General features: G+C 59.7%; 13 protein-coding genes. 4 read left to right on the forward strand and 9 right to left on the reverse strand.

Translation table 11 applies throughout. The features are described 5' to 3' along the window. Positions 1-241: 241 nt before the first annotated feature. The 8 genes from I6J28_RS00950 to rplJ form a co-directional block, all read right to left on the reverse strand. Positions 242-4,978 carry a YPDG domain-containing protein gene (locus tag I6J28_RS00950; protein ID WP_204610272.1) on the reverse strand — a complete coding sequence of 1,579 codons (4,737 nt, stop codon included), beginning with the start codon at positions 4,976-4,978 and terminating at the stop codon, positions 242-244. Between the two features lie 412 nt (positions 4,979-5,390). Next, positions 5,391-9,386, reverse strand: coding sequence for a DNA-directed RNA polymerase subunit beta' (locus I6J28_RS00955; protein ID WP_204610273.1), 3,996 nt, complete (start codon positions 9,384-9,386; stop codon positions 5,391-5,393). Positions 9,387-9,493: 107 nt separating this feature from the next. Beyond that, complete coding sequence (locus tag I6J28_RS00960) at positions 9,494-12,988, reverse strand: DNA-directed RNA polymerase subunit beta (protein WP_204610274.1); 3,495 nt, start codon at positions 12,986-12,988, stop codon at positions 9,494-9,496. Between the two features lie 384 nt (positions 12,989-13,372). Then, entirely contained in the window at positions 13,373-14,389 is a 1,017-nt protein-coding gene (locus I6J28_RS00965; protein WP_204610275.1) for a DUF3068 domain-containing protein, read from the reverse strand. Positions 14,390-14,460: 71 nt separating this feature from the next. After that, positions 14,461-14,793 (reverse strand): HigA family addiction module antitoxin, encoded by a 333-nt coding sequence (locus tag I6J28_RS00970; RefSeq protein ID WP_204610276.1) that lies wholly within the window; start codon positions 14,791-14,793, stop codon positions 14,461-14,463. Then, a complete protein-coding gene (locus I6J28_RS00975) occupies positions 14,768-15,049 on the reverse strand; it encodes a type II toxin-antitoxin system RelE/ParE family toxin (RefSeq protein ID WP_204610277.1) in 282 nt (93 codons plus the stop codon). Before I6J28_RS00975 ends, I6J28_RS00970 begins: the two co-directional genes overlap by 26 nt. Before the next feature lie 143 nt (positions 15,050-15,192). Beyond that, positions 15,193-15,582, reverse strand: coding sequence for a 50S ribosomal protein L7/L12 (gene rplL / locus I6J28_RS00980; protein ID WP_150851002.1), 390 nt, complete (start codon positions 15,580-15,582; stop codon positions 15,193-15,195). An 88-nt stretch (positions 15,583-15,670) separates the two neighbouring features. Beyond that, the gene (rplJ, locus tag I6J28_RS00985) at positions 15,671-16,192 is read right to left on the reverse strand and encodes a 50S ribosomal protein L10 (RefSeq protein ID WP_005322886.1); all 522 of its coding nucleotides are present in this window, start codon (positions 16,190-16,192) and stop codon (positions 15,671-15,673) included. 314 nt (positions 16,193-16,506) lie between these two features. Between rplJ and I6J28_RS00990 the strand changes: the two genes are divergently transcribed. From I6J28_RS00990 to I6J28_RS01005, 4 genes are read left to right on the forward strand one after another with little or no spacing between them, the layout of a single operon-like run. Next, a complete protein-coding gene (locus I6J28_RS00990) occupies positions 16,507-17,811 on the forward strand; it encodes a cryptochrome/photolyase family protein (protein ID WP_204610278.1) in 1,305 nt (434 codons plus the stop codon). Positions 17,812-17,843: 32 nt separating this feature from the next. After that, positions 17,844-18,860 (forward strand): pyridoxal-phosphate dependent enzyme, encoded by a 1,017-nt coding sequence (locus I6J28_RS00995; RefSeq protein WP_204610279.1) that lies wholly within the window; start codon positions 17,844-17,846, stop codon positions 18,858-18,860. Next, positions 18,857-20,158 carry an FAD/NAD(P)-binding protein gene (locus I6J28_RS01000; RefSeq protein ID WP_204610281.1) on the forward strand — a complete coding sequence of 434 codons (1,302 nt, stop codon included), beginning with the start codon at positions 18,857-18,859 and terminating at the stop codon, positions 20,156-20,158. Before I6J28_RS00995 ends, I6J28_RS01000 begins: the two co-directional genes overlap by 4 nt. Then, the gene (locus I6J28_RS01005; protein ID WP_204610283.1) at positions 20,155-21,546 is read left to right on the forward strand and encodes a Y4yA family PLP-dependent enzyme; all 1,392 of its coding nucleotides are present in this window, start codon (positions 20,155-20,157) and stop codon (positions 21,544-21,546) included. The genes I6J28_RS01000 and I6J28_RS01005 overlap by 4 nt, the downstream gene beginning before the upstream one ends. 84 nt (positions 21,547-21,630) lie before the next feature. Here the strand turns inward: I6J28_RS01005 and rplA are convergent, their stop codons facing one another. Then, positions 21,631-22,335: a 50S ribosomal protein L1 gene (gene rplA / locus I6J28_RS01010; protein ID WP_204610285.1), complete on the reverse strand. Its 705-nt coding sequence runs from the start codon at positions 22,333-22,335 to the stop codon at positions 21,631-21,633. Positions 22,336-22,384 lie beyond the last annotated feature (49 nt).

A 22,384-nucleotide genomic window follows, 5' to 3' on the forward strand; every position in this document is an offset into this window, starting at 1 on the left:
ACAATGAAACCCTGCGGAGCGCCAACAAACGCCACGCAGGGTCAAGATCTGAGGTCAATTGCCCAGCCAAAATCACCAGCGCAATCAGCAATCAGACGTAAGAAGACGATAGGCCGTTAGCACCAGCAATCGCTACGGACTGTACTGGGCTAACGGCCAATACCGTTCCCTAATCGGTGGGAAGATTACGCCCTTCCCGTGGCGCGGAAGTGCAAGACTCTAAACGATCCCGCACTCACGATTACTTGGAGGAGCTGGAAGAGCTGGAGGAACCAGCGCCCGGAGCACAGGAGTTGATGAGCAATCCCAGTGCCAGTGCGCCAGCCGCAGCCAGAGCAATTCCGCCACCAATGCGGCCAGCCTCTGGGCTAACCTTCTTCAGCATCAGGTCAATCTGGTTAGCCTGCTTTGCAAGCGGGCCATTGAAGATACCCAGCTGTTTTTGCAGCTGAGCATTCTTCTGACCCAGCTGACGGTTGATGCCATCAATCTGTGCAGAGACCTGCTTTACCAGCGGGGAGAAGCCCGGGATGTTCATCTGGGAAGCCAGACCAATCGGCAGCAGGAACAGCAGCGGCAAGCCAAGGCCGGCAGCAGCCGGAGCACAGCGCTCCCAATCAACGTTGGAAGAACCATCCAGGATGCTGGAGCCATCAGTAATGCTGGAACCAGACTCATCCTTCTCTTCGATGGCGACCTCAACAGTGTCAATCACCTTGCCTTCAGGATCCTTGACCTCAACGACAATCTTGTCGCCAGGCTTGGCATCCTCATTCGGCTTCACAGTGATGTTGCCGTTTTCATCAATCTCAGCGGTACCCGGACCGTCAGTTACCTCAACGGTAGTGCCAGGCTTAACGTCACCGGAATTAGGATCCTTGTCAATCTCTACGGACTCACCCGGAGTCGTCTTAGAGTCGTTCCAATTCGGCTCGTCCGTGTCCGAATCCGAATTCTCTACTAGGTCCGCAACACCGTTGTCGTTCTTGTCAGTAATACCGGTATCGCCAAGGCCGTCGCCGTCCTCGTCGTTGACCGAGCCCTCTGGAACTTCAGACTCCTCAGCGTTGGTCTTACCGTCACCATCGGTGTCTTCGTCACCATCATTGGTGCCGTCACCATCGGTATCCGGGTTCAGCGGGTCAAGGCAAGCTTCCTTCTCATCATCGTTGGAAACACCGTCGCCATCAGCGTCCGGATCCTCCTTGTTGATGATTTTGTCGCCGTCCTTATCACCCTTCGGACCATCCTCATCATCCTTATCGATGATATCCGGGATGCCATCGCCATCAGAGTCCTTGGACTCATCAACGGTTGGGTCAGACTCCTCAGCATTGGACTTACCGTCACCATCGGTGTCCTTTTCACCGTCCGGAGTCTTGTTTCCGTCCTTATCCTTAGTCTTCGGGTCGTACGGGTCCGTACCGGCAGCCTTCTCGTCAGAGTTGTTGACGCCATCGCCATCGATATCCGGGTCAACCGCATCCGGGATGCCGTCGTTATCGGTGTCATTGGTCAGCGGGCCATCGGTGATATCAGCCTCGCCGTCCTCCGGATCCTTATCGGTAACACCGGTATCGCCAAGGCCGTCGCCGTCCTTATCCTCAACCGAGCCCTCCGGAACCTCAGACTCATCCTTGTTCTTCTTACCGTCACCGTCGGTGTCCTCGTCACCATCATTGATGCCGTCACCATCGGTATCCGGGTTCAGAGGATCAAGGCCAGCTTCCTTCTCATCATCGTTGGAAACACCGTCGCCATCAGCGTCCGGATCCTCCTTGTTGATGATTTTGTCGCCGTCCTTATCACCCTCCGGACCGTCCTCGTTATCGCGGTCGACGATATCCGGGATGCCGTCCTTGTCCTTATCGGTGATTTCGGCTTCACCCGGGATTTCCTTACCGTCCGGCCCAACCGGAACCTCGGACTCGTCCTTGTTCTTGATGCCGTCACCGTCGGTGTCCTCGTCACCATCGTTGACGCCATCACCATCGGTATCCGGGTTCTTCGGATCGGTACCGGCAGCCTTCTCGTCAGCATTGTTGACGCCGTCACCGTCGATATCCGGATCCTGGGAATCCGGGATACCGTCACCATCGGTGTCCGGATCCTCAATCATGCGCTCGGTTACGGTGAGGTCGAAGGAATCAGTAGCGGTAATATCCTTACCCTCATCATCCTTCAGCACTGCCTTAACAGTGATGTCCTTCCAAGTCTCCAGCTCAGCATCAGCAGGAACATCGCCCTCAATAGCCTTGGTATCCGGGTTGTACTTCAAGAACTTCGGCAAACCATCAACAGTTACCTCAGCACCATCAGTAGCCCTAACCGGGATGGAAACCTCCTTCTCACCACGCTGAACCTTCATGTTCGGGATAGCATCCACAGTCACAGCAATGTTCGGGTCGTTTACGTCAACAGTGACATCAACAGTATCGGTGGACTTATCCGGGTAAGTCACAATAACCGGAACGGTGATCTTGTCACCAGGCTTGGCATCCTCCGGAACCGGAACGGTGATCTCACCAGTGTTCTCATCAACCTTTACGCCCTCAGGAGCATCCTCGCCCGGCTTGAACGTGGTGCCCTCAGGAGCCTTGGTGTCCTTGCCGTCCTTGTCCTTGAACTCAGGCTTGTCGATCTTGACATCGTCACCAGGCTTACCGGTGCCGTCATTGTACTCCGGCTCGAACTCGTCGTTCTGCTTTGTTTGAGGCGTTGCTTCCTCGACCTCGAACGGAGCGGAACCGACAGTCCTGGTGCCATCCTCCAAGACTGCAACAACCGGAACATCAAACTTGGTGCCCGGCTCTGCACCCTCCGGGAAGGTCAGAGTCACTTCACCAGTGGCCTCGTCCAGCTCAACGGTGTAGCCTTCAGGCTCCTCGAACGTACCCGGAAGCTCGAACTTGGAAACCGGCGACGGCAGGTCCTCGCCCTTTTCCGACTCCACCTCATCGGTAGTGGTGGTGTTGTCAAAGGTCGGAACACCTGACTCCAGCGGCTCACCCGGAGCACCTTCAGTCTCCTCGTACACCGGAGCCCAACCGACCAGCACAGTGAAGGAGTCAGCGGCGATACGGCTGCCGCGGGCGTTGTCTTCGTCGATATCAACCGGGTAGAGGTCCGCACGGAACGTCGTGGTCTTGTCAATGCCGTCCGGGAACAGATCTTCATCACCCGTGTCCAGCGGGAAGGAAGGCAATTCACCGTTCGCGTCCGCCTTCAACGGCTCACTGGTGTCAACGACTTTACCGGTGTCAGTGTTGACCCACTCAATTTCGTACTTGAGATTGTTAGCGAACTTCGTGGGCACGCCCTTGGTGTCCGTCTCAGCCACATCACCCGGCTTCGCCCAGTTCTCAGCGGTGTCGTACGGAGTCACATCGAACGTGATGTAGTCCGCGTACAGAGAAAGGAACGAAGTGTTCAGGTGCTCGCCCACCTTGACCGCATTCCAACCGTCGCCGGTGTTGTAGCGCCAATGATCAAGGTAGCCGTTAGTCTGCCACGGAGTCTGGACACCAAAGCCCGGCACATCCTCGGTGGAGACGAACAGCCAATCCCAGTTGACGTGCTTCGGCATTTCCTCCGGCACATTGCCGTTGTTGCTCTTCGAGAATGTACCGTACTCTGGGGACGGTGCCACAGTACCAAGCAGATCCCATGCGACGTGCTCGGAACCATCAGGGAACGGCACCTTCGTGCCATCATTACGGGTGAGAGGGTTGCCACCAGCCCTAGTTCCACGACCGTCGTTGAGCGCCAATCCGGTACCGAAGGTGCCGTTGAACTGCAGCGTGTAGTCATTGTCCGCGCCGACCGTCGCCATGACAGTCTCAGCGATCCAGCGGTCCTTGCCGAACTTGCCGGTCACCGGATCCTTCTCGGTGTCCGCGGCCATCTCGCGCTTAATCCAGTTCTGCAGAGCAGCCTCATTGTCGCGGGTCCAGCCCGCATCCGGCGACCTACCGTTAACCCCATCAGGAATCTCATCAACACCGATTGCTGCCGGCGCTTCGTTTTTAATCTTGTTGATTGCGTAGTCCGACAGGTAGGAGCCGTAGACCTTCAGACCCTCAGCGGCAACGTCTCCCTTGTTAAGGGTATTCATCAAGTTCCAGGTGAATACACCCTGCGTGTGATCCTGCTCCCAGAAGGCCTTGCCCTGCACCTGGCCACCCTGGCCAGAAGACTTCACCGGGTTCTCCACAGCCTGGTCCATCTTGTGCATGACATCATTCTTCGGCTTCTCACCGTAGTAGAAACGCACATTATTCACGCGGTTCTCGCCAACGAGCCACTGCGTCGACACACCCTGCGTATCGATCGTGTCGGCCAGCGGGCCCAGGAAACCATCGTTGTAGCTAAAGACCTGCTGGAATGTTTCGCCGTCCGGGTTCTCAGCCCAGACACGGATCTTCTCTTTCTGCGGTGCGTTCGGGTCAGCGTCAAACTTGTGCTCCTTACCGAGCGCATCGAAGAACGGACGCATCTTGATCGCGTAGCGTCCATCCGGACCGGTCACCGTGGTGTAGGTCGGCGAGGTGTAACCACCCTTGTCCACCCACTCGGCGTACACGCGCACGCCCTCCATCGGGATCGGACGGTAGTTCTTCGTGTCCGGGTTGACCAACATATTGCCGTTGCGGGTATTCAGCACGAAGCCCTGGATGGAATCCGTGTCATCCTGCGTGGTGCCGGACTCAATCGTGCCAGCCTTCTTCTTCGGCGGCTCAAAGGTGTAGCGCGGCTCACCGACAGAAGTCTGGTAAATGCCGTCGGCATTCACACCCGGGTACATATTGCCAGTATTATTTGGGTTCGTTTCAGCCTTCTGATCTGGCGTCGAAGCTGCTGCAGAGACAGCGTAATCTGGAGTAACCGCATGGACGAACGGTCCTACCATTGCAACAGAGAGAGCGGCGGCAGCAATAGTGGTGCCGCGACGGCGAGTTACGCCGTTAAAACTCTTCATTTTCACGAAAAGTCCTTCCTTAAGAAAAATTAGGGAACATCAGAGAACAAGAGTATGCCTAGCAACCTGTGCTCGGGCGTACGCGAAACTGACTTTTAGCTGATTCTGAACTGTTCTCGGACTGTCATATTATTGAAATCCGCTGGATACCGCAAGCTATGACGTCATCTAAATACATTATTATCACTGGTTAACATTGTATACATTCGCAACCTTCCGCAATTCTCCTAGTCAGCGGTGTTTAAGGTTCTCTGTCCAAGCTAAGTGTGTGATAAGTCCCCTAAATTTGATTCTTGGAAGGCAATGCATTGTCTTTTATATTCCCTGTTTTGGACATGAAAAAAGCGTGCCTGGGAATCCAGACACGCTTTCTGTTGAGGCAGCAATTAGTCCGTTGCTGCCTCGCTTCTACTTAGAAGGTGAAATCCTCATCCAGCGGGACGGAAGCGCCGGTGAATTCACCGAAGCCGTCATCGCCGTAGATGGAATCGCCGTAAGTTGGGATCGAGTATGCAGCGTTGCGTGCAGCCTCGGTCGGCTTGACGGAGATATTGCGGTAGCGGGAAATACCGGTACCAGCCGGGATGAGCTTACCGATGATGACATTCTCCTTGAGGCCAATGAGCTTATCGGAGCGCTTGTTAATAGCGGCGTCGGTAAGCACGCGAGTGGTCTCCTGGAACGATGCAGCGGACAGCCAGGACTCGGTAGCCAAGGAAGCCTTGGTAATACCCATGATCTCCGAGCGCAGCTGAGCCGGCTCGCCGCCCTCTGCAACCTGGGCAGCATTGAGCTGCTTGGCCTCAGAAAGGTCAATGAGATTACCCGGCAGCAAGTCCGTGGTACCAGCATCGATGACGGTGCCACGGCGCAGCATCTGGCGGATGATGATCTCGATGTGCTTATCGTGAATAGCCACACCCTGGGTACGGTACACAGCCTGAACCTCATTAATGAGGTGCTGCTCCACGCCGCGGCGGCCGAGGACCTCGAGCACGTCGTGCGGGTCAGCCGCACCGCGCATCAGGCGGTCACCGGTCTCAACGTGGTCGCCGTCCTTGAGGGAGCGCTCGATCATCGCATCCGGGTTGGACTCCATCGGGCGACGGACCTGAGCCAGGCCCTGACGCTTGGAGAGCTTCTCATAGACCACATCATCAGAGCCATCATCCGGGGTGATGGTCAAGGTCCAGAAGTTGCCCTCATCGGACAGGGAGACGGTGCCGTCAACGGAGGCAATAGGAGCGCGATTCTTCGGGTTACGGGCCTCGAAGAGCTCCTGAACACGCGGCAGACCGCCGGTAATATCGCCACCGACACCACCCTGGTGGAACGTACGCATGGTCAGCTGGGTACCCGGCTCACCAATGGACTGCGCAGCCACAATGCCGACGGCCTCGCCGATATCGACAAGCTGGCCGGAAGCCATGGACTTGCCGTAGCACTTGGCGCATACGCCGGCCGGAGTCTGGCAAGTCAGCACGGAGCGAACCTTGACATCGGTGACCTTAGCGTCAAGCAGCTTCTGGGTGAGCTCCTCGGTGAGGTCAGAGCCGGCCTCGGCCACAACCTCGCCGTCTTCGCCCTTGACATCGGTCGCAAGAACGCGGCCCGATGCAGAGGTCTCCCACAGCTCGGAGAGAACAACCTTGTCCCCGGACTCCTCGCCGATTGGCACCTGGACGCCTAGGCGGGTGCCACAGTCCTCTTCACGGACGATGACATCCTGGGCCACGTCCACCAGACGACGGGTGAGGTAGCCGGAGTCAGCGGTACGCAGTGCGGTATCGGCCAGACCCTTACGCGAACCGTGGGAGTTGTTGAAGTACTCCAGCACGGACAGACCTTCGCGGAAGGAGGTCTTAATCGGACGGGTGATGTAATCACCGTGCGAGTTCACAACCATGCCCTTCATACCGGCCAGCGTCCAGATCTGACGCATGTTACCGGCAGCACCAGACTTCACAATCATCGGAATCGGGTTGTGGTCCGGGTACATGTTCTCGACGGCCTCACCGACGGTGTCGGTAGCGTCCTTCCACAGCTCAACCAGGCGATCGTAGCGCTCGCGCTCGGTCAGAGCACCCTGCTCCCAGTACTTGCGCTCGATGCGCTCTGCTTCCTTCTCATAAGACTCGAGGATCTCGGTCTTATTCGGCAGAACCAGAACGTCAGACATGGTGATGGTCACGCCGGAACGGGTTGCCCAGTAGAAGCCGGCATCCTTCATGTTGTCCAGCACCTGAGCCACGGTGATCATCGGGTACTTATTGGCCAAGTCATTGACCACGTCACCGATGAGGACCTTGTTGCCGGAGCCGCCGCCCTTACGGACCATGATGCCCTCTAGGTACGGGTAGTTCCATGGCAGCAGCTCGTTGAACATGACGCGGCCAATGGTGGTGTAGCCCATCCATGCCTGGCCCTTGGTCCAGCCATCTGGGAACTGCTCCTCCTCGATCTCCTGCGGCGGGCGAAGGTGATCGATGCGGACCTTGATCGGAGCCTGCAGGCCAACGGTGCCGCGGTCATAGGCCATGAGGGCCTCGGCGTAGGAGGAGTAAACGCCCGTTGCTGGCTTATCCTCTTCTGCCTCGCGGAAGCGGCCGTTGCCACCGATCTCGTCCTCGGCCTTGTCCATGGTCAGGTAGTACAGGCCGGTAACCATATCCAGACGCGGCATGGCCAGTGGCTTACCGGATGCTGGGGACAGAATGTTATTGGAAGCCAACATCAGGACGCGGGCCTCAGCCTGTGCCTCAGCGGATAGTGGCAGGTGGACTGCCATCTGGTCACCGTCGAAGTCGGCGTTGAATGCCTCACAAGCCAGCGGGTGCAGCTGGATAGCCTTACCCTCAACCAGCTTCGGCTCAAAGGCCTGAATACCCAGGCGGTGCAGCGTAGGCGCACGGTTGAGCATCACTGGGTGTTCGGAAATGGCCTGCTCCAGAACGTCCCACACCTCTGGGCGCTGGCGCTCAACCATGCGCTTGGCGGACTTGATGTTCTGGGCGTAGTCATTTTCTACCAAGCGCTTCATGACGAATGGCTTGAATAGCTCGAGAGCCATGAGCTTCGGCAGACCACACTCGTGCAGCTTCAGCTGCGGACCAACGATAATAACGGAACGGCCAGAGTAGTCCACGCGCTTACCCAGCAGGTTCTGGCGGAAGCGGCCCTGCTTGCCCTTGAGCAAGTCAGACAGAGACTTGAGCGGACGGTTACCCGGACCGGTGACCGGACGGCCGCGGCGGCCGTTATCGAAGAGCGCGTCTACAGACTCCTGCAGCATGCGCTTCTCGTTGTTCACAATGATCTCTGGTGCACCCAGGTCGATCATGCGCTTCAAACGGTTATTGCGGTTGATTACGCGGCGGTAGAGGTCGTTCAGGTCGGAGGTAGCGAAGCGGCCACCGTCCAGCTGCACCATCGGGCGCAGCTCTGGTGGAATAACCGGGACAGCATCCAGCACCATGCCAGCCGGATCATTGCCGGAGCGTAGGAAGGCCGCAACAACCTTCAAGCGCTTCAGGGCACGCATCTTCTTCTGGCCCTTGCCGTTGTTGATGATCTCGCGCAGCTCCTCGGCCTCAGCCTCGAGGTCGAAGTTGCGGACCAGGGTCTGGATGGCTTCTGCACCCATGCCGCCGGTGAAGTAATCCTCGTAGCGGTCCACCAGCTCTTCGTAGATGGTCTCATCAATGATCATCTGCTTCGGAGCTAGCTTGATGAAAGTATTCCAGATTTCATCGAGGCGGGCGATTTCGCGCTCGCCGCGCTCGCGGATGTGCTGCATTTCCTTATCGGCAGCATTCTGCACCTTCTTGCGGGCATCTGCCTTGGCACCGGCTGCTTCCAGCTCGGCCAGATCAGACTCCAACTTGGAGGCGCGCTCGGCGATCTCGGACTCGGTATCGTCCTCAACGTCCTTCTTCTCCAGGAGCATTTCTGCTTCCAGGGTGGACTGATCGTTGTGGCGAGCCTCTTCATCCACGGAGGTGATGATATTGGCTGCGAAGTAGATGATGCGCTCGAGATCCTTCGGAGCCAGGTCCAGCAGGTAGCCCAAGCGGGAAGGAACTCCCTTGAAGTACCAGATGTGGGTTACCGGAGCGGCCAGCTCAATGTGGCCCATGCGCTCACGGCGGACCTTAGACTTGGTGACCTCAACGCCACAGCGCTCACAGATGATGCCCTTGTAGCGGACGCGCTTGTACTTACCACAAGCGCACTCCCAGTCACGGGTGGGGCCGAAGATGCGCTCACAGAAGAGGCCGTCCTTCTCCGGCTTCAGGGTGCGGTAGTTAATGGTCTCAGGCTTTTTGACCTCGCCCTTGGACCAGCGACGAATATCGTCTGCGGTGGCCAGACCGATGCGGAGCTCGTCGAAGAGATTTACGTCAAACACGTAATGTCTCCCTTTCATCCTCGTTGTCGAGGAATTGATGGCTTTGTATGAATGGAACGTTTATGCCCTACCGCGGGGACTTACCCCGCGGTGGACCAAGAAACTAATTAGGCGATGTCAGCGGAGGAACCCTCATCGCGGGACAGGTTAATGCCAAGCGATGGGCTGTCCATGTCATCGTCATCAGAGCCAGACAGCTCCATCGGCGTGCCGTCGGTGGAGAGAACTTCCACGTTCAAGCACAGGGACTGCAGCTCCTTGAGCAACACCTTGAAGGACTCAGGGATGCCCGGATCTGGAATATTGTCGCCCTTAACAATGGCTTCGTAGACCTTCACGCGGCCGACGACGTCATCGGACTTGATGGTCAGCAGCTCCTGCAGGGTGTAGGCAGCGCCGTATGCCTGCATTGCCCACACCTCCATCTCGCCGAAGCGCTGGCCACCGAACTGGGCCTTACCACCCAGCGGCTGCTGGGTGATCATGGAGTAAGGACCGGTGGACCGGGCGTGAATCTTCTCATCGACCAAGTGGTGCAGCTTGAGCATGTACATGTAGCCAACCGAAATTGGGTACTTGTACGGTTCGCCCGAGCGGCCGTCGAAAAGCGTGGCCTTGCCGTTCTCATCTACCAGCACATCGCCGTCGCGGTTAGGACGGGAGGAAGCCAGCAGGCGCTCGATCTCGTGGTTGGTAGCACCGTCGAAGACTGGGGTCGCGGTCAAGGAATCCGCAGGAACGTCATAGAGCTCCTCCGGCAGGGTCTTGAGCAGCTCGGCGTTCTTCGGATCTTCGGTGTCGACCTTCCAGCCGGCGTGTGCCAACCAGCCCAAGTGAACCTCGAGGACCTGGCCAATGTTCATACGACGCGGCACACCGTGGGTGTTCAGCAGGATGTCTACCGGGGTGCCGTCTTCCATGAACGGCATATCCTCTGGCGGCAGAATCTTGCCCACAACGCCCTTGTTGCCGTGGCGGCCGGCCATCTTATCGCCGTCCTGGATCTTGCGCTTCTGGGCCACGTAGACGCGAATCATCTCGTTGACGCCAGGGGCCAGATCGTCATCATCATCGCGGGAGAAGCGGGCAACGCCGATGACCTTGCCCACCTCACCGTGCGGCACCTTCATGGAGGTATCGCGGACCTCGCGGGCCTTCTCACCGAAAATGGCGCGCAGCAGGCGCTCCTCCGGGGTCAGCTCGGTCTCACCCTTCGGGGTGACCTTACCCACCAGGATGTCGCCGGCGCGGACGTCGGCACCGATGCGGATGATGCCGCGCTCGTCCAGGTCGCTCAAGACGTCCTCAGAGACGTTTGGGATCTCGCGGGTGATTTCCTCAGCGCCCAGCTTGGTATCGCGAGCATCAATCTCGTGCTCTTCGATGTGGACGGAGGTCAGGATGTCCTCTTCCACGATGCGCTGGTTGAGGATGATGGCGTCCTCGTAGTTGTGGCCTTCCCACGGCATGAAGGCAACCAACAGGTTGCGGCCGAGGGACATCTCACCATTGTGGGTACCAGGGCCATCGGCCAGAACCTGGCCGGCCTCTACGCGCTCACCCATGGAAACCAGCGGGGTCTGGTTGTAGTTGGTGCCCTGGTTGGTGCGCTCGAACTTACGCAGGATGTAGGTATCGCGCTGGCCCTCATCATCCATGATGGTGATGACATCAGCGGTGACGTTTTCGACCACACCGGCCTTCGGGGTGATAACAACGTCGCCAGCGTCGTACGCAGCGCGCTGCTCCATACCGGTACCCACCAGCGGAGCCTCGGAGCGCACCAGCGGCACGGCCTGCTTCTGCATGTTCGCACCCATGAGGGCACGGTTAGCATCGTCGTGCTCCAAGAACGGAATCATGGCCGTACCCACGGAAACCATCTGGCGCGGGGAGACGTCAACGTAGTCCACACCGGAGGCATCGGTAAGCCCGATATCTCCGTCCTTCAGGCGGACCTCAATACGCTCGCCGGTGAGGTTGCCCTCTGCGTCCTGCTCGACCTCGGCCTGAGCAATAGCGAAGCGGTCCTCTTCATCGGCGGTGAGGTACTCCACCTGGTCGGTGATCTTGCCGTCCACAACCTTGCGGTACGGGGTCTCAATGAAGCCGAAAGCATTCACGCGGGCGTAGGACGCCAGCGCACCAATGAGGCCAATGTTCGGGCCCTCGGGAGTCTCAATCGGGCACATACGGCCGTAGTGAGAAGCGTGAACGTCTCGCACCTCAATGCCGGCGCGCTCACGAGACAGGCCGCCTGGGCCCAGTGCGGACAGGCGGCGCTTGTGGGTCAGGCCGGACAGCGAGTTGTTGTGGTCCATGAACTGGGACAGCTGCGAGGTACCAAAGAACTCGCGGATAGCAGCAGAGACCGGGCGCACGTTAATCAGGGAGGTCGGAGTGATGGACTCCGCATCCTGGGTGGTCATGCGCTCGCGCACAACGCGCTCCATGCGGGACAGGCCCACACGGACCTGGTTCTGGATGAGCTCACCTACGGTGCGCAGGCGGCGGTTACCAAAGTGGTCGATGTCATCCGTGTGCAGGGCGATCATCTCACCGTTTGGTGCCTTCATCTCGCGCTCGCCTACGTGCAGGCGGACCAGGTACTCGAGGGTGACGGCAATGTCTTCCTCGGTCAGGGTCATCAGACCATCGTGGTCGCCGCCGAGACCCAGCTTGCGGTTGATTTTGTAGCGGCCGACCTTTGCCAGGTCGTAACGCTTTGCACGGAAGAAGGAGTTATCCAGCAGGGACTGTGCCAGCTCGCGGGTAGGCTGCTCGCCTGGGCGCTGCTTGCGGTAAATCTCCAGCAGTGCCTCATCGGTGTTCGCTACACCGTCAGACTCCAGGGTGGACATCATGAGCTCGGAGAAGCCGAAGCGATCCTTGATCTGCTCTTCGCTCCAGCCCAGTGCCTTAAGCAGCACGGTTACCGGCTGGCGGCGCTTGCGGTCAATGCGCACGCCAACGGTGTCGCGCTTGTCGACGTCGAACTCCAACCATGCACCGCGGGAAGGAATAACCTTCACGGAGTGCAGCGGGCGCTCGGTGGACTTATCGATCGAGCGATCGAAGTAGACGCCCGGGGAGCGCACCAACTGAGAGACGACGACACGCTCGGTACCGTTCACGATGAACGTGCCCATATCCGTCATGATCGGGAAATCGCCGATGAAGACGGTCTGCGACTTAATCTCTTGGGTGTCGTTATTAATAAACTCTGCGGTCACGTACAGCGGCGCGGAGTAGTTGATGTCCTTTTCTTTGCACTCATCAACGGTGTTTTTCACCGGCTCAAAGCGCGGCTCCGAGAGGGACAGGGACATATTGCCCGAGTAGTCCTCAATCGGCGAGAGCTCTTCGAGGATGTCCTCGAGGCCGCTCGTCACGCGGGCGTCATCGCCGCGCTCAGCCTGCTCGCGCTCGCGCCACTCCGGCGCGCCAACGAGCCAATCAAAGGAATCAAGTTGTACGTCAAGGAGACCCGGCAGGGCGATAGGCTCGCTGATTTTTGCAAACGAGTATCGCTTCGGGGCTCCGGGGATATTGGCCACTGACTTGGTCTGGCGGGAGACTGCCAAGATGGGTCCTTCCAGCACCTCACGCGGATTGCCAGCTCGCCCTGGCCGACGAGCCGCAAAACCGCTGGTAATTCTAGCATTCGGTCTGCTGTGGAGTGTCTGGGTTCAGAATGCACAAAATCACCTTGTCAAGTCGGTTTTGCCATCACCGGCCTGAAAGGCTAAATGTGCACCGAAGATCCAGATTCCAGCGCAACGAAACAGCTTATAGGAAAAGACCTGCCATGTAAAGACACACCACTCTTGGGGCGTGTCGCTACCGCGCTAGGGGGCAAGCTCGTGCTCGCCGCGGCGCTAACGCGTCCCCGTCGCGCGACTGTGCGCGACAACCACCGAGCACCCTACCACTAAAATCTCAATACACCGCAACCCCGGCGGCGATTTTGTTTTCCAGCTGCGCTTTTACCGGCTCGCCGGCACCGCGCTCCCGCCGATGCGCCCGCGGTTATGGCGCGAGCGGGCATGCTTATTCTTGCCGCCAAATAGGCCCAATGCGCCAATGATTCCGAGCAGGGCTAAAAGTGCACCGAGGCCGATGGCACCCCACCGCACGATCTCCGCCACGCGGTCGCGCGGGAATTCTGCCGCCTCTTTGAGCAGCGCCTGCTGGTCCTCTTCGGAGGTAGAGCCATTAAAGACGAAGGCGCGCTCACGGCCCACGCCCTCGCGGTCCGCGTAGTAATCATCGATATCCATATCCATGCCCACCACGAGGCCGGTTTGCTGGTCCACATAGAAGTCACGGCTGCCGGAGTGGGTCAGGTAGCCCTGCTCCTCGCCGCCGCCTTCCTTGGGCAAGCTGGTGGTATTGCCATCGGCCGCAAAGAGCTGCGCGACGTTGGTCGGCTCGATCTCTTGGTGGTAGCGGTAGACCGTGCGGCCGTCCATCGTGGTTTCTTCTTCAAAGACCGCATCGACGGCCTTGCGCAGCGTCGGGTCAAAGACCGGGTAGTTAGTCTTCTCCGCGTCCGCTGGGAACTTGAGCCAATAGCCGTCCACAGTCACCGTGTCGGACGGGGTCGCAAGTGTGTGGCTCAACGTGGCCTCCCCCGCCGCCTCGCCGCTCAGGCGATCCACGGGGTACGTCCACACCTGGGCCTGGCTCAGGTCATTGAGGCCCTCCCCCTCGCCACGCATGCGGGTCTCACCGATGCGCACGGTGGCCTTCTCATCGTCCGAGGGCTCCTGGATATCCATGTTGATTTGGTAGGTCATGGGGCCCGAATACGGCGTGGTGCCGTCCTTGGACAGCTGCTGCGAATCCGCAGAATCATCGTGCAGTGTCCACGTACTGTTTTTCAGGTTCAGCGGCAGCCGCGGGGAGTAATCCAAAAACGCCGGCGCCACAATACCGGCGGCGATAAGCGCGACGCCGAGGCCTAGGAGCAGGACGGAAAAAATGCGGGACTTGGGCAGCATGGGGGCTAATTCTACAACCCGTGGCGGCGATTCCCTGTTTCTACAGGCCGCCCCGCCACACCGGATTGGTTTTAAGCCGTCTGCGCATTCCAAGCGATGATGCTGCTAGTATCCGTGGTCTGCCGCGCGCACCAGAGATCAAACTCTTCTTGCAGCCCCAGCCAAAACTCTGCCGAATTGCCAAAATAAGCGGAAAGACGGAGCGCCATTTCCGCACTAATCCCAATGCGCCCACGCACCAGCTTGGAAATTTGGGACTTGGAGCTAAAAATATCCTTGGCTAAGCGGTATTGAGTCAGTCCGAGCGGCTCCAGAAATTCCTCGCGCAGAACCTCTCCAGGGTGTGGAACGGGGACGACATCCGAGGACTCTTCCCCCTTATTTGTGATAATCGATGAAGTCAACGTCCACAGCTCCTTTCCCTGTCCACCGGAAGACTACTCTCCACTGCGCATTAACACGGATGGAATAAAATCCGTCCCACTGCCCTTTCAGCCTCTCTAAGTGATTCGCTGGTGGAATCCTCAAATCGGCAAGAGAGGCTGCTCGGTCAATCATGATGAATTTGCGACGCAGTATCCTTCGCAGTTCAGGGGGCACGTACTTTGGCGCCTTACCATCTGTGTGAAAGCGCTCTAAGCTACCCCTCCTGAACTCCACAATGCCATAGTGTCACACTTTGACACTATTGGCCATTGCTGTACTACCCGCATTGCGCCCGCGAGCATAAAACGAGGAAACCCCCAGCTCCCACCGCGCGCGGCGGTAAGAGTGGGGGTTTGAAAGCGTAAAGCTCAGTGAAATTACTTGAGCTCGACGGAAGCGCCAGCCTCTTCCAGCTTAGCCTTAGCAGCCTCAGCGTCGTCCTTGGAAGCGCCCTCGAGGATAGCCTTAGGAGCACCCTCGACCATTTCCTTAGCTTCCTTCAGGCCCAGACCGGAGACGATCTCGCGGACAGCCTTAATAACGCCAATCTTCTTAGCGCCAGCGTCGGTCAGAACGACGTCGAACTCGGTCTTCTCCTCAGCGGCACCAGCGCCGCCCTCAGCCGGAGCGCCAGCTGCAACAGCAGCAACCGGAGCAGCAGCCTCAACGTCGAATACCTCTTCAAATTCCTTAACGAACTCGGACAGTTCGATGAGGGTCATTTCCTTGAAAGCTTCAATGAGCTCGTCCTTGGTGAGCTTAGCCATGATGGCAAGTCCTTTCTGTGTTGTGTGTGCGCTGCGCGTGATTTATGCCGCGCACACGGTGTTGTAATTGTGCGTCTTTTGTGACGACTTAAGCTTCTGCTTCCTTCTTGTCCTGCAGAGCTGCGACGGTGCGTACAGCCTTGGTTGCAGGAGCGTTGAAGAGAGCGGCTGCCTTCGCCATAGAACCCTTCATAGCGCCAGCCAGCTTTGCGAGGGTGGTCTCGCGGTTATCCAGCTTGGCGATGGCCTCAACCTGGTCGGCAGACAGTGCGTTGCCGTCCATGTAGCCACCCTTGATGATGAGTGCCTTGTTGTCATCAGCGAACTTGGTGATGACCTTCGCAGCATCCACTGCCTCGCCCTTGATGAACGCAATTGCGGTCGGGCCAGTCAGCAAATCATCAAGACCTTCGATGCCAGCTTCCTTGGCAGCGATCTTGAAAAGGGTGTTCTTGGCGACGGAGTATTCAACGTCAAAGCCCAGATCGTTACGCAGCTCCTGCAGCTGGGATACGGTCAGGCCGCGGTACTCGGTCAGTACAACAGAGTTAGCGCCAGCCAGCTTCTCCTTCAGCTCTGCCAGGTCTGCAGTGTTCTTTGGGTTTGCCATTGTCTCTCGCCTCCTTCCAAAACATCTCTTTTATTATTCCGCCGGGGCCTTCCTCGCTTCGGTTGCCCGAAACAACAAAAGCCCCGTGCAAGAGCACAGGGCGCGCGACATAAGAGAATGCCGCGAATAATCGCAAAGTGTCTCCTGCGTGGGCCGCCTCCTAGGATGGAGAACCTTCGATCCAAATGGATGACCAACGGTCTTCGGTGAACTTTGACTCGGCCGTGAAGTGGCCGTTCAAACTTCGTGGAAAACACTACCTCCCCACCCGCGGTTTCTCCAAATCGCCGTTTCCGCCGCGTAGGATGGCTGCCATGACCAGCCTGATGTGGTTCCGCGATGACCTGCGCCTGCACGATAACCAGGCCCTTTCCCGCGCGGCCGAGGCCGCCTCGCTTGGCGACGTCCCCTTGGTCGCCGTCGTCCTCGACGAGCCTGCCTATCCCGGCACCCGCCCGCTGGGCGGCGCGACCACGTGGTGGCGCGAACGTTCCCTCTATGCCCTCGCCCGCGACCTTGCCGACCACGGTGTAGAACTCATTCGCGCCGCCGGCGATGCCCGCACGGAAATCCCCCGCCTGGCCGCAGAACTGGGCGCCACCACCGTCACGTGGACCCGCCGCTACCACGGCCCCTTGCGCGAGGTCGATGCGAGCGTCAAGGAAACCCTAACCTCCCAGGGCATTACCGCCACCTCCTCGCCCGGCTTCACCCTTGTCGAACCCTGGGAGGTCACCAATGGCCAGGGCCAGCCCTATAAGGTCTTTACTCCCTTCTCCAAGGCCGCCGCCTCCCAGGTGGCGGGAGATGAACCGGAGGGGGTGCCGGAGATGGGGGCGTCGGCAAGCAGTGCATCTGCCTGGCCCAAACCCACCGAACCGGCATGGGCCGCATCCCTGGCCGAGCACTGGACGCCCGGCGAGGCCGGCGCGCGCGAGCGACTAGCCCAGCTGGACCTGGCCAACTACGCCGAGGAGCGCGATATCCCCGCGCTCAATGCCACCTCCCTACTCTCGCCCCACCTGCGCTTTGGCGAGGTCTCCCCGCGCGAGGTGTGGTTCGCGGCGGCCGAGGAGCCCGAAGCCGCCAAGTTCCACTCCGAGCTGCTGTGGCGCGACTTTGCCTGGCACCGCCTCTACCACCTGCCCAATCTCGCCACCGAGAACGTGCGGGAGAAATTCGACCGCTTCGACTGGTCCTGGGATGACCCGCGGCTCAAGGACTGGCAGGCCGGCACTACCGGAATTCCGCTTGTCGACGCCGGAATGCGCGAGCTATGGGCCACCGGGTACATGCACAACCGCGTGCGCATGGTGGTGGGCTCCTTCCTCACCAAGAACCTGGGCATCCACTGGCGCCTGGGCGAGGAATGGTTCTGGGACACCTTGGTGGACGCCGATGCCGCCTCCAACCCGTTTAATTGGCAGTGGGTGGCCGGCTGCGGCGATGACGCCGCGCCCTTCTTCCGCATCTTCAACCCCGAAACGCAGGCCAAACGCTTCGACCCCGACGGCGAGTACGTGCGCCGCTGGGCACCCGCGCTGTCTGCCCCACCCATCGTCGACCTGAAGGAATCGCGCCAAGCCGCGCTCGATGCCTATGCGGAGATCAAGGATTAAGCCGGCGGAAAAGGTGGACGCAAAGGTCTACCATGGGGCCAATGATGAGCCCCAGGATTCATTCTCAAGCGCACCCGCCCATTGGCAATACCCCACTCATGCGAGTGGAGGCGATTAGTCCCCGGCCGGATGTCCACCTCTATCTCAAACTCGAACAATTCAACCTCGGCGGTTCTGCAAAAGACCGGACGGCACGAGCACTGATCCAGGCGGCGCTTGCAGCCGGCGATATCCGTCCTGGTTCGACGCTGGTGGAATCTTCCTCCGGCAACCTGGGCATGGCTCTAGCTCGCCAAGCCCCGCTACAAGGCATGAAGTTCCATTGCGTGGTGGATCCGCGGGTCAACGCCTCCACGGTGGCTACCATGCGGGCCTACGGCGCACACGTGGAATTGCTCGACCACCCCGATCCAGAAACCGGCGATTGGCTCACCGCCCGCCGCACCCGCGTGGCCGAGCTTTTGGAAGAGATCCCCGATTCTTTCAACCTCAACCAGTATTCCAATGAAGCCGCCTTCCACGCCCACGCGGAAGGCACCATGACGGAGATTGTGGACCAGCTCGGCCAGGCCCCTAGCCATCTACTCGTGGCTATGAGCACCACCGGAACCCTTGGCGGCTGCGTACGCAAGCTCTCCGAGCTGGGCGCCGATACCCACACAATCGGCGTTGATGCGGAAGGCTCCGTGCTTTTTGGTGGTGAGCGCGGTACCCGCATGCTGCCCGGCTACGGCGCAGGTATCGTGACCGAGCTATCCACCAAGTTTTCGCCTTCTTCCGTGGAGAGGGTTCCAGATCTCGATGCCATCGTTGCCGCCCGACAACTCGCCCAAGCAGAGGGCCTGCTGCCTGGCGCTTCCGGCGGTGCCGTCATCGCCGCCTTCCAGAGCCTCGCACCCTCCCTACCGGCAGGGGCCGAAGTGGTTGCCGTGCTGCACGACGCCGGCCAGCCTTACCTGGACACCATTTATAACGACTCCTGGGTGTGCGAAAACTTTGACATTTCGCCCGCTGAACTTGCCGCGCGCATCGAAGGGTCAGCGCAGTGACTTCTTCTCGTTCTGCCCGCCGCATTGCCATCATTGGAGCTGGCCCGCGTGGCCTTTGGGCCGTCGAGGAACTCCTCGAGCGCGCCCGCGTTCCACTCGATGTCACCGTCTTTGACCCCTACCCCGCCGGTGCGGGCGCCGTCTACCGCCCGCAGCAGCCGCTGCAGTGGCGCCTCAACGTCAACTGCGCCATCGTCACCACGGCCCACGATAATTTCAACGCTTGGCGCACCCGCCGCGGTGCAGACACCACCGATGCCTTCCCACCGCGGGCTCAGGTGGGCCAGTTTCTCGCCGATACCTGGTCCGCCGCAGTGCGCCGCGCGCCGGCCCACGTTCGCATCCGGCACCTGCCGCACCGCGTGACCGCGGTAAGCGCCGACGGAGAAGGTTTCATGGTCGATGGCGCCCCCTTCGACGAAGTCCTGGTCTGCACCGGCCACGACCATCTCCACGCCGGTTCCTTGGCCTATGAGGCCTCGTGCGTACCGGTCACCGGTCTCTACTTCGGTGCCGATCTCCAGAGCTCCGCACGGCGGATCGGCGTACGCGGTGCCGCCCTAAGCTTCATCGATGTGTGCCTGCTGTATGGCGATACCGCCGAAACCATCTACCCGGTTAGCCGCAGCGGGCGCTTCATGGAGGTAAAGCCAGCCCCAGAGACACTGTTGCCGGAGGTGTCACCGCGGTGGCGGCAGGCCTGCGCGCATATCGACAACGCTTCGGAGCTGCGTGAGATCCTCATCGGGGCGGCAGGCGAAATCGGTGACTTCTCTACTGCCGACCTCGCCGCCGTTATCGACGGTCAGGATTTCACTGGCGATGCCGTCGCTGAGCTCGAGGCTTCCCTACGTGCGGCCGAAGGTACCGGTCCGCTCACCCCGGCCGCGGCCGTGGGTGCGGCGTTTCGTGGGGTATTCCAAGACTGCGTCGATTGGCACAAGGCGCATGGCCCCATGCCTGGCTTCCGCGAGCTTTCACGCGCCCTTGAGCGCGTGGCTTTTGGTCCGCCACCGGTCACAGCCAGGCGCCTGCTCGAGCTGCTCCACTCCGGCGTGGTGAATACCGACTACCTAGGCACGCCTGGCCAGATAGATTCCTGGCGGGAAAAGGGCGGCGTGGATCTGCTTATCGACGCCACCGTTGCTCCCCAGGCCACCCCCTCCCCCTTCCACGACGTTCCTGGCGTGGTGGAAATTGGCCGGATGAATGAGCTCTCCCTGCCCGGCCATGACTCCCTTAACCGTTCCGTGCACGATGACATCCCCCGCTGGGCGGAGAAAGTAGGAAACCCATGACCACCACCACCCCTGTAGAGCCACTACCCGTTCACGGCACCGTCCCGCTGCGCGCCCGGTGGGAACGGTGGATGCGTGATCTCGTCGAAAACCCGCAGCGCGTCAGCGCATTGACCTCGCGCTTCGGTTCTCCGGTGAACGTGTTGAATCCCGCTCCGCTGCGCCACAATGCCCAAGAGCTGCTCGACGCGGGCGCTTCCCACGGCGTGGAGACCCAGGTGTTTTTCGCACGCAAGGCCAATAAGGCTCTGTGTTTTGTCGATGCTGCGCGCGATGCCGGGCTCGGGGTGGATGTAGCCAGCGAGAACGAGCTCCGCCAAGTGCTCGACCGCGGTGTCGCCCCCGAGCGCATCATCCTCAGCGCCGCTATCAAAACCGATGGCTTGCTCCACCTCGCGGTTTCGCGGGGAGTTACTATCTCTTGTGATTCTCGCGCCGAATCCCACCACATCGCCGCCATCGCGCGGGATTTAAACACCACCGCCCACGTGGCGCCACGCCTCGCTCCAGATCCGAACTCCCTACCTCCCACCCGCTTCGGCGAGAGGCTGCCGGCATGGCGGCAATCCGAGTGGCCACAGGAACTTCGTGTTGTGGGCGTCCACGTGCACCTGCATGGCTATAGCGAGGCCGACCGCCGAACCGCCCTTGCAGAGGCAATTTCCTTGGTCGAGCACGTACGCACATTGGGCCAGCCCGCAGGTTTCATCGATATCGGCGGCGGCGTGCCCATGAGCTACCTGGAATCCCGCGAGCAGTGGGAGAATTACCTCGAGCGCATCGCCTCCCAACGCGCTGGTACCGGTGAACCATTCACGTGGAAATCGGATCCGCTCTCCAATACTTACCCCTTCTGGCAGGAGCCGACGCGCGGTCAGTGGTTGGACCAGCTCCTCTCCGGCGAGGTCCCCGGCTACGGCGCCGCTGGCACTGCGCTGCGCGAGCGGGATATCGCACTTCACCTGGAGCCCGGCCGCAGCCTCCTCGACGGCTGTGGAGTCATCCTCGCCGAGGTGAGCTTCCTCAAAGAACGCTCTGATGGCCTGCCCCTTATCGGCGTGGCGATGAATCGCACCCAATGCCGGACCGCCGCAGATGACATCCTGCTAGACCCCCTCCTGGTACCTACGGCTGGGCCGGTAAAGGATATCTCCCGCGAGCCACGCACCGGCTTTGTGGTGGGCGCCTACTGCATTGAAGACGAGGTTATCCTCCGCCGCGAACTGGACTTCCCGGACGGCATCGCCGTAGGAGATACCCTCGCCATTCCGAATACAGCCGGATATTTTATGCACATCCTGGAGTCTGCTTCGCACCAAATTCCTTTGGCACGCAACGTCTACTTCGACGGCGGCGATTGGGTGCCAGACGATATTGACGTCGTGTAGCTGCAGGCGGGCTAAGACATAGAAAAAGGGCTTCGAGGAATTCCTCGAAGCCCTTTAACTTTGAACGCAGTGCGTTAGAACTGCTTACGCGGTGTAATCCTTAACCACGGAACCGTCAACCGGGATGCCCGGGCCGGAGGTGGTGGAGATGGTAGCGCGCTTGACGTAAATACCCTTAGCGGAAGAAGGCTTCAGGCGCTGGATCTCATCCATGAGGGCGCCGTAGTTCTCAGCCAGCTTCTCAGCGTCGAAGGATGCCTTGCCAAGGATGGCGTGCAGGTTAGCAGCCTTATCAACGCGGAAAGAGATCTTGCCGCCCTTAACCTCAGAGATTGCCTTAGCAACGTCTGCGGTAACGGTACCGGTCTTCGGGTTCGGCATCAGACCACGCGGGCCCAGGACGCGGGCAACGCGGCCAACCTTGGCCATCTGATCCGGGGTAGCGATAGCAACGTCGAAGTCGATGTTGCCCTCGTTGATCTGCTCGATCAGTTCAGCGGTGCCGACGATGTCAGCGCCAGCTTCCTGAGCAGCGGTAGCCTTCTCGCCCTCAGCGAAGACAGCAACGCGAACGTCCTTACCGGTGCCGTTAGGCAGGGAAACGGTGCCGCGAACCAGCTGGTCAGCCTTGCGCGGGTCAACGCCCAGGCGGAAGACGACGTCAACGGTGGCGTCGAAGTTCTTGGAGGAGGTCTCCTTGGCCAGCTTGGTAGCCTCGATCGGACGGTACAGGCGGGACTTATCTACCAGTTCCGCAGCGGCCTTATAAGCCTTAGACTTGGTGCTCATTTAACAATTCCTTTTCTGGATTGGTGTGGTGTTCGGCGGGCCGTAGCTG

Origin of the sequence: Corynebacterium tuberculostearicum (genome assembly GCF_016894265.1) — a bacterium.
GTDB lineage: Bacteria > Actinomycetota > Actinomycetes > Mycobacteriales > Mycobacteriaceae > Corynebacterium > Corynebacterium tuberculostearicum_D.

What these genes read in the sequence shown, in the direction of transcription:
- rplJ (WP_005322886.1), bottom strand. Translation starts at nt 16,192, where the DNA reads ATGGCAAACCCAAAGAACACTGCAGACCTGGCAGAGCTGAAGGAGAAG.
- rplL (WP_150851002.1), bottom strand. Translation starts at nt 15,582, where the DNA reads ATGGCTAAGCTCACCAAGGACGAGCTCATTGAAGCTTTCAAGGAAATG.
- I6J28_RS00965 (WP_204610275.1), bottom strand. Translation starts at nt 14,389, where the DNA reads ATGCTGCCCAAGTCCCGCATTTTTTCCGTCCTGCTCCTAGGCCTCGGC.
- I6J28_RS00990 (WP_204610278.1), top strand. Translation starts at nt 16,507, where the DNA reads ATGACCAGCCTGATGTGGTTCCGCGATGACCTGCGCCTGCACGATAAC.
- I6J28_RS00950 (WP_204610272.1), bottom strand. Translation starts at nt 4,978, where the DNA reads ATGAAGAGTTTTAACGGCGTAACTCGCCGTCGCGGCACCACTATTGCT.
- I6J28_RS01005 (WP_204610283.1), top strand. Translation starts at nt 20,155, where the DNA reads ATGACCACCACCACCCCTGTAGAGCCACTACCCGTTCACGGCACCGTC.
- rplA (WP_204610285.1), bottom strand. Translation starts at nt 22,335, where the DNA reads ATGAGCACCAAGTCTAAGGCTTATAAGGCCGCTGCGGAACTGGTAGAT.
- I6J28_RS00995 (WP_204610279.1), top strand. Translation starts at nt 17,844, where the DNA reads ATGGGGCCAATGATGAGCCCCAGGATTCATTCTCAAGCGCACCCGCCC.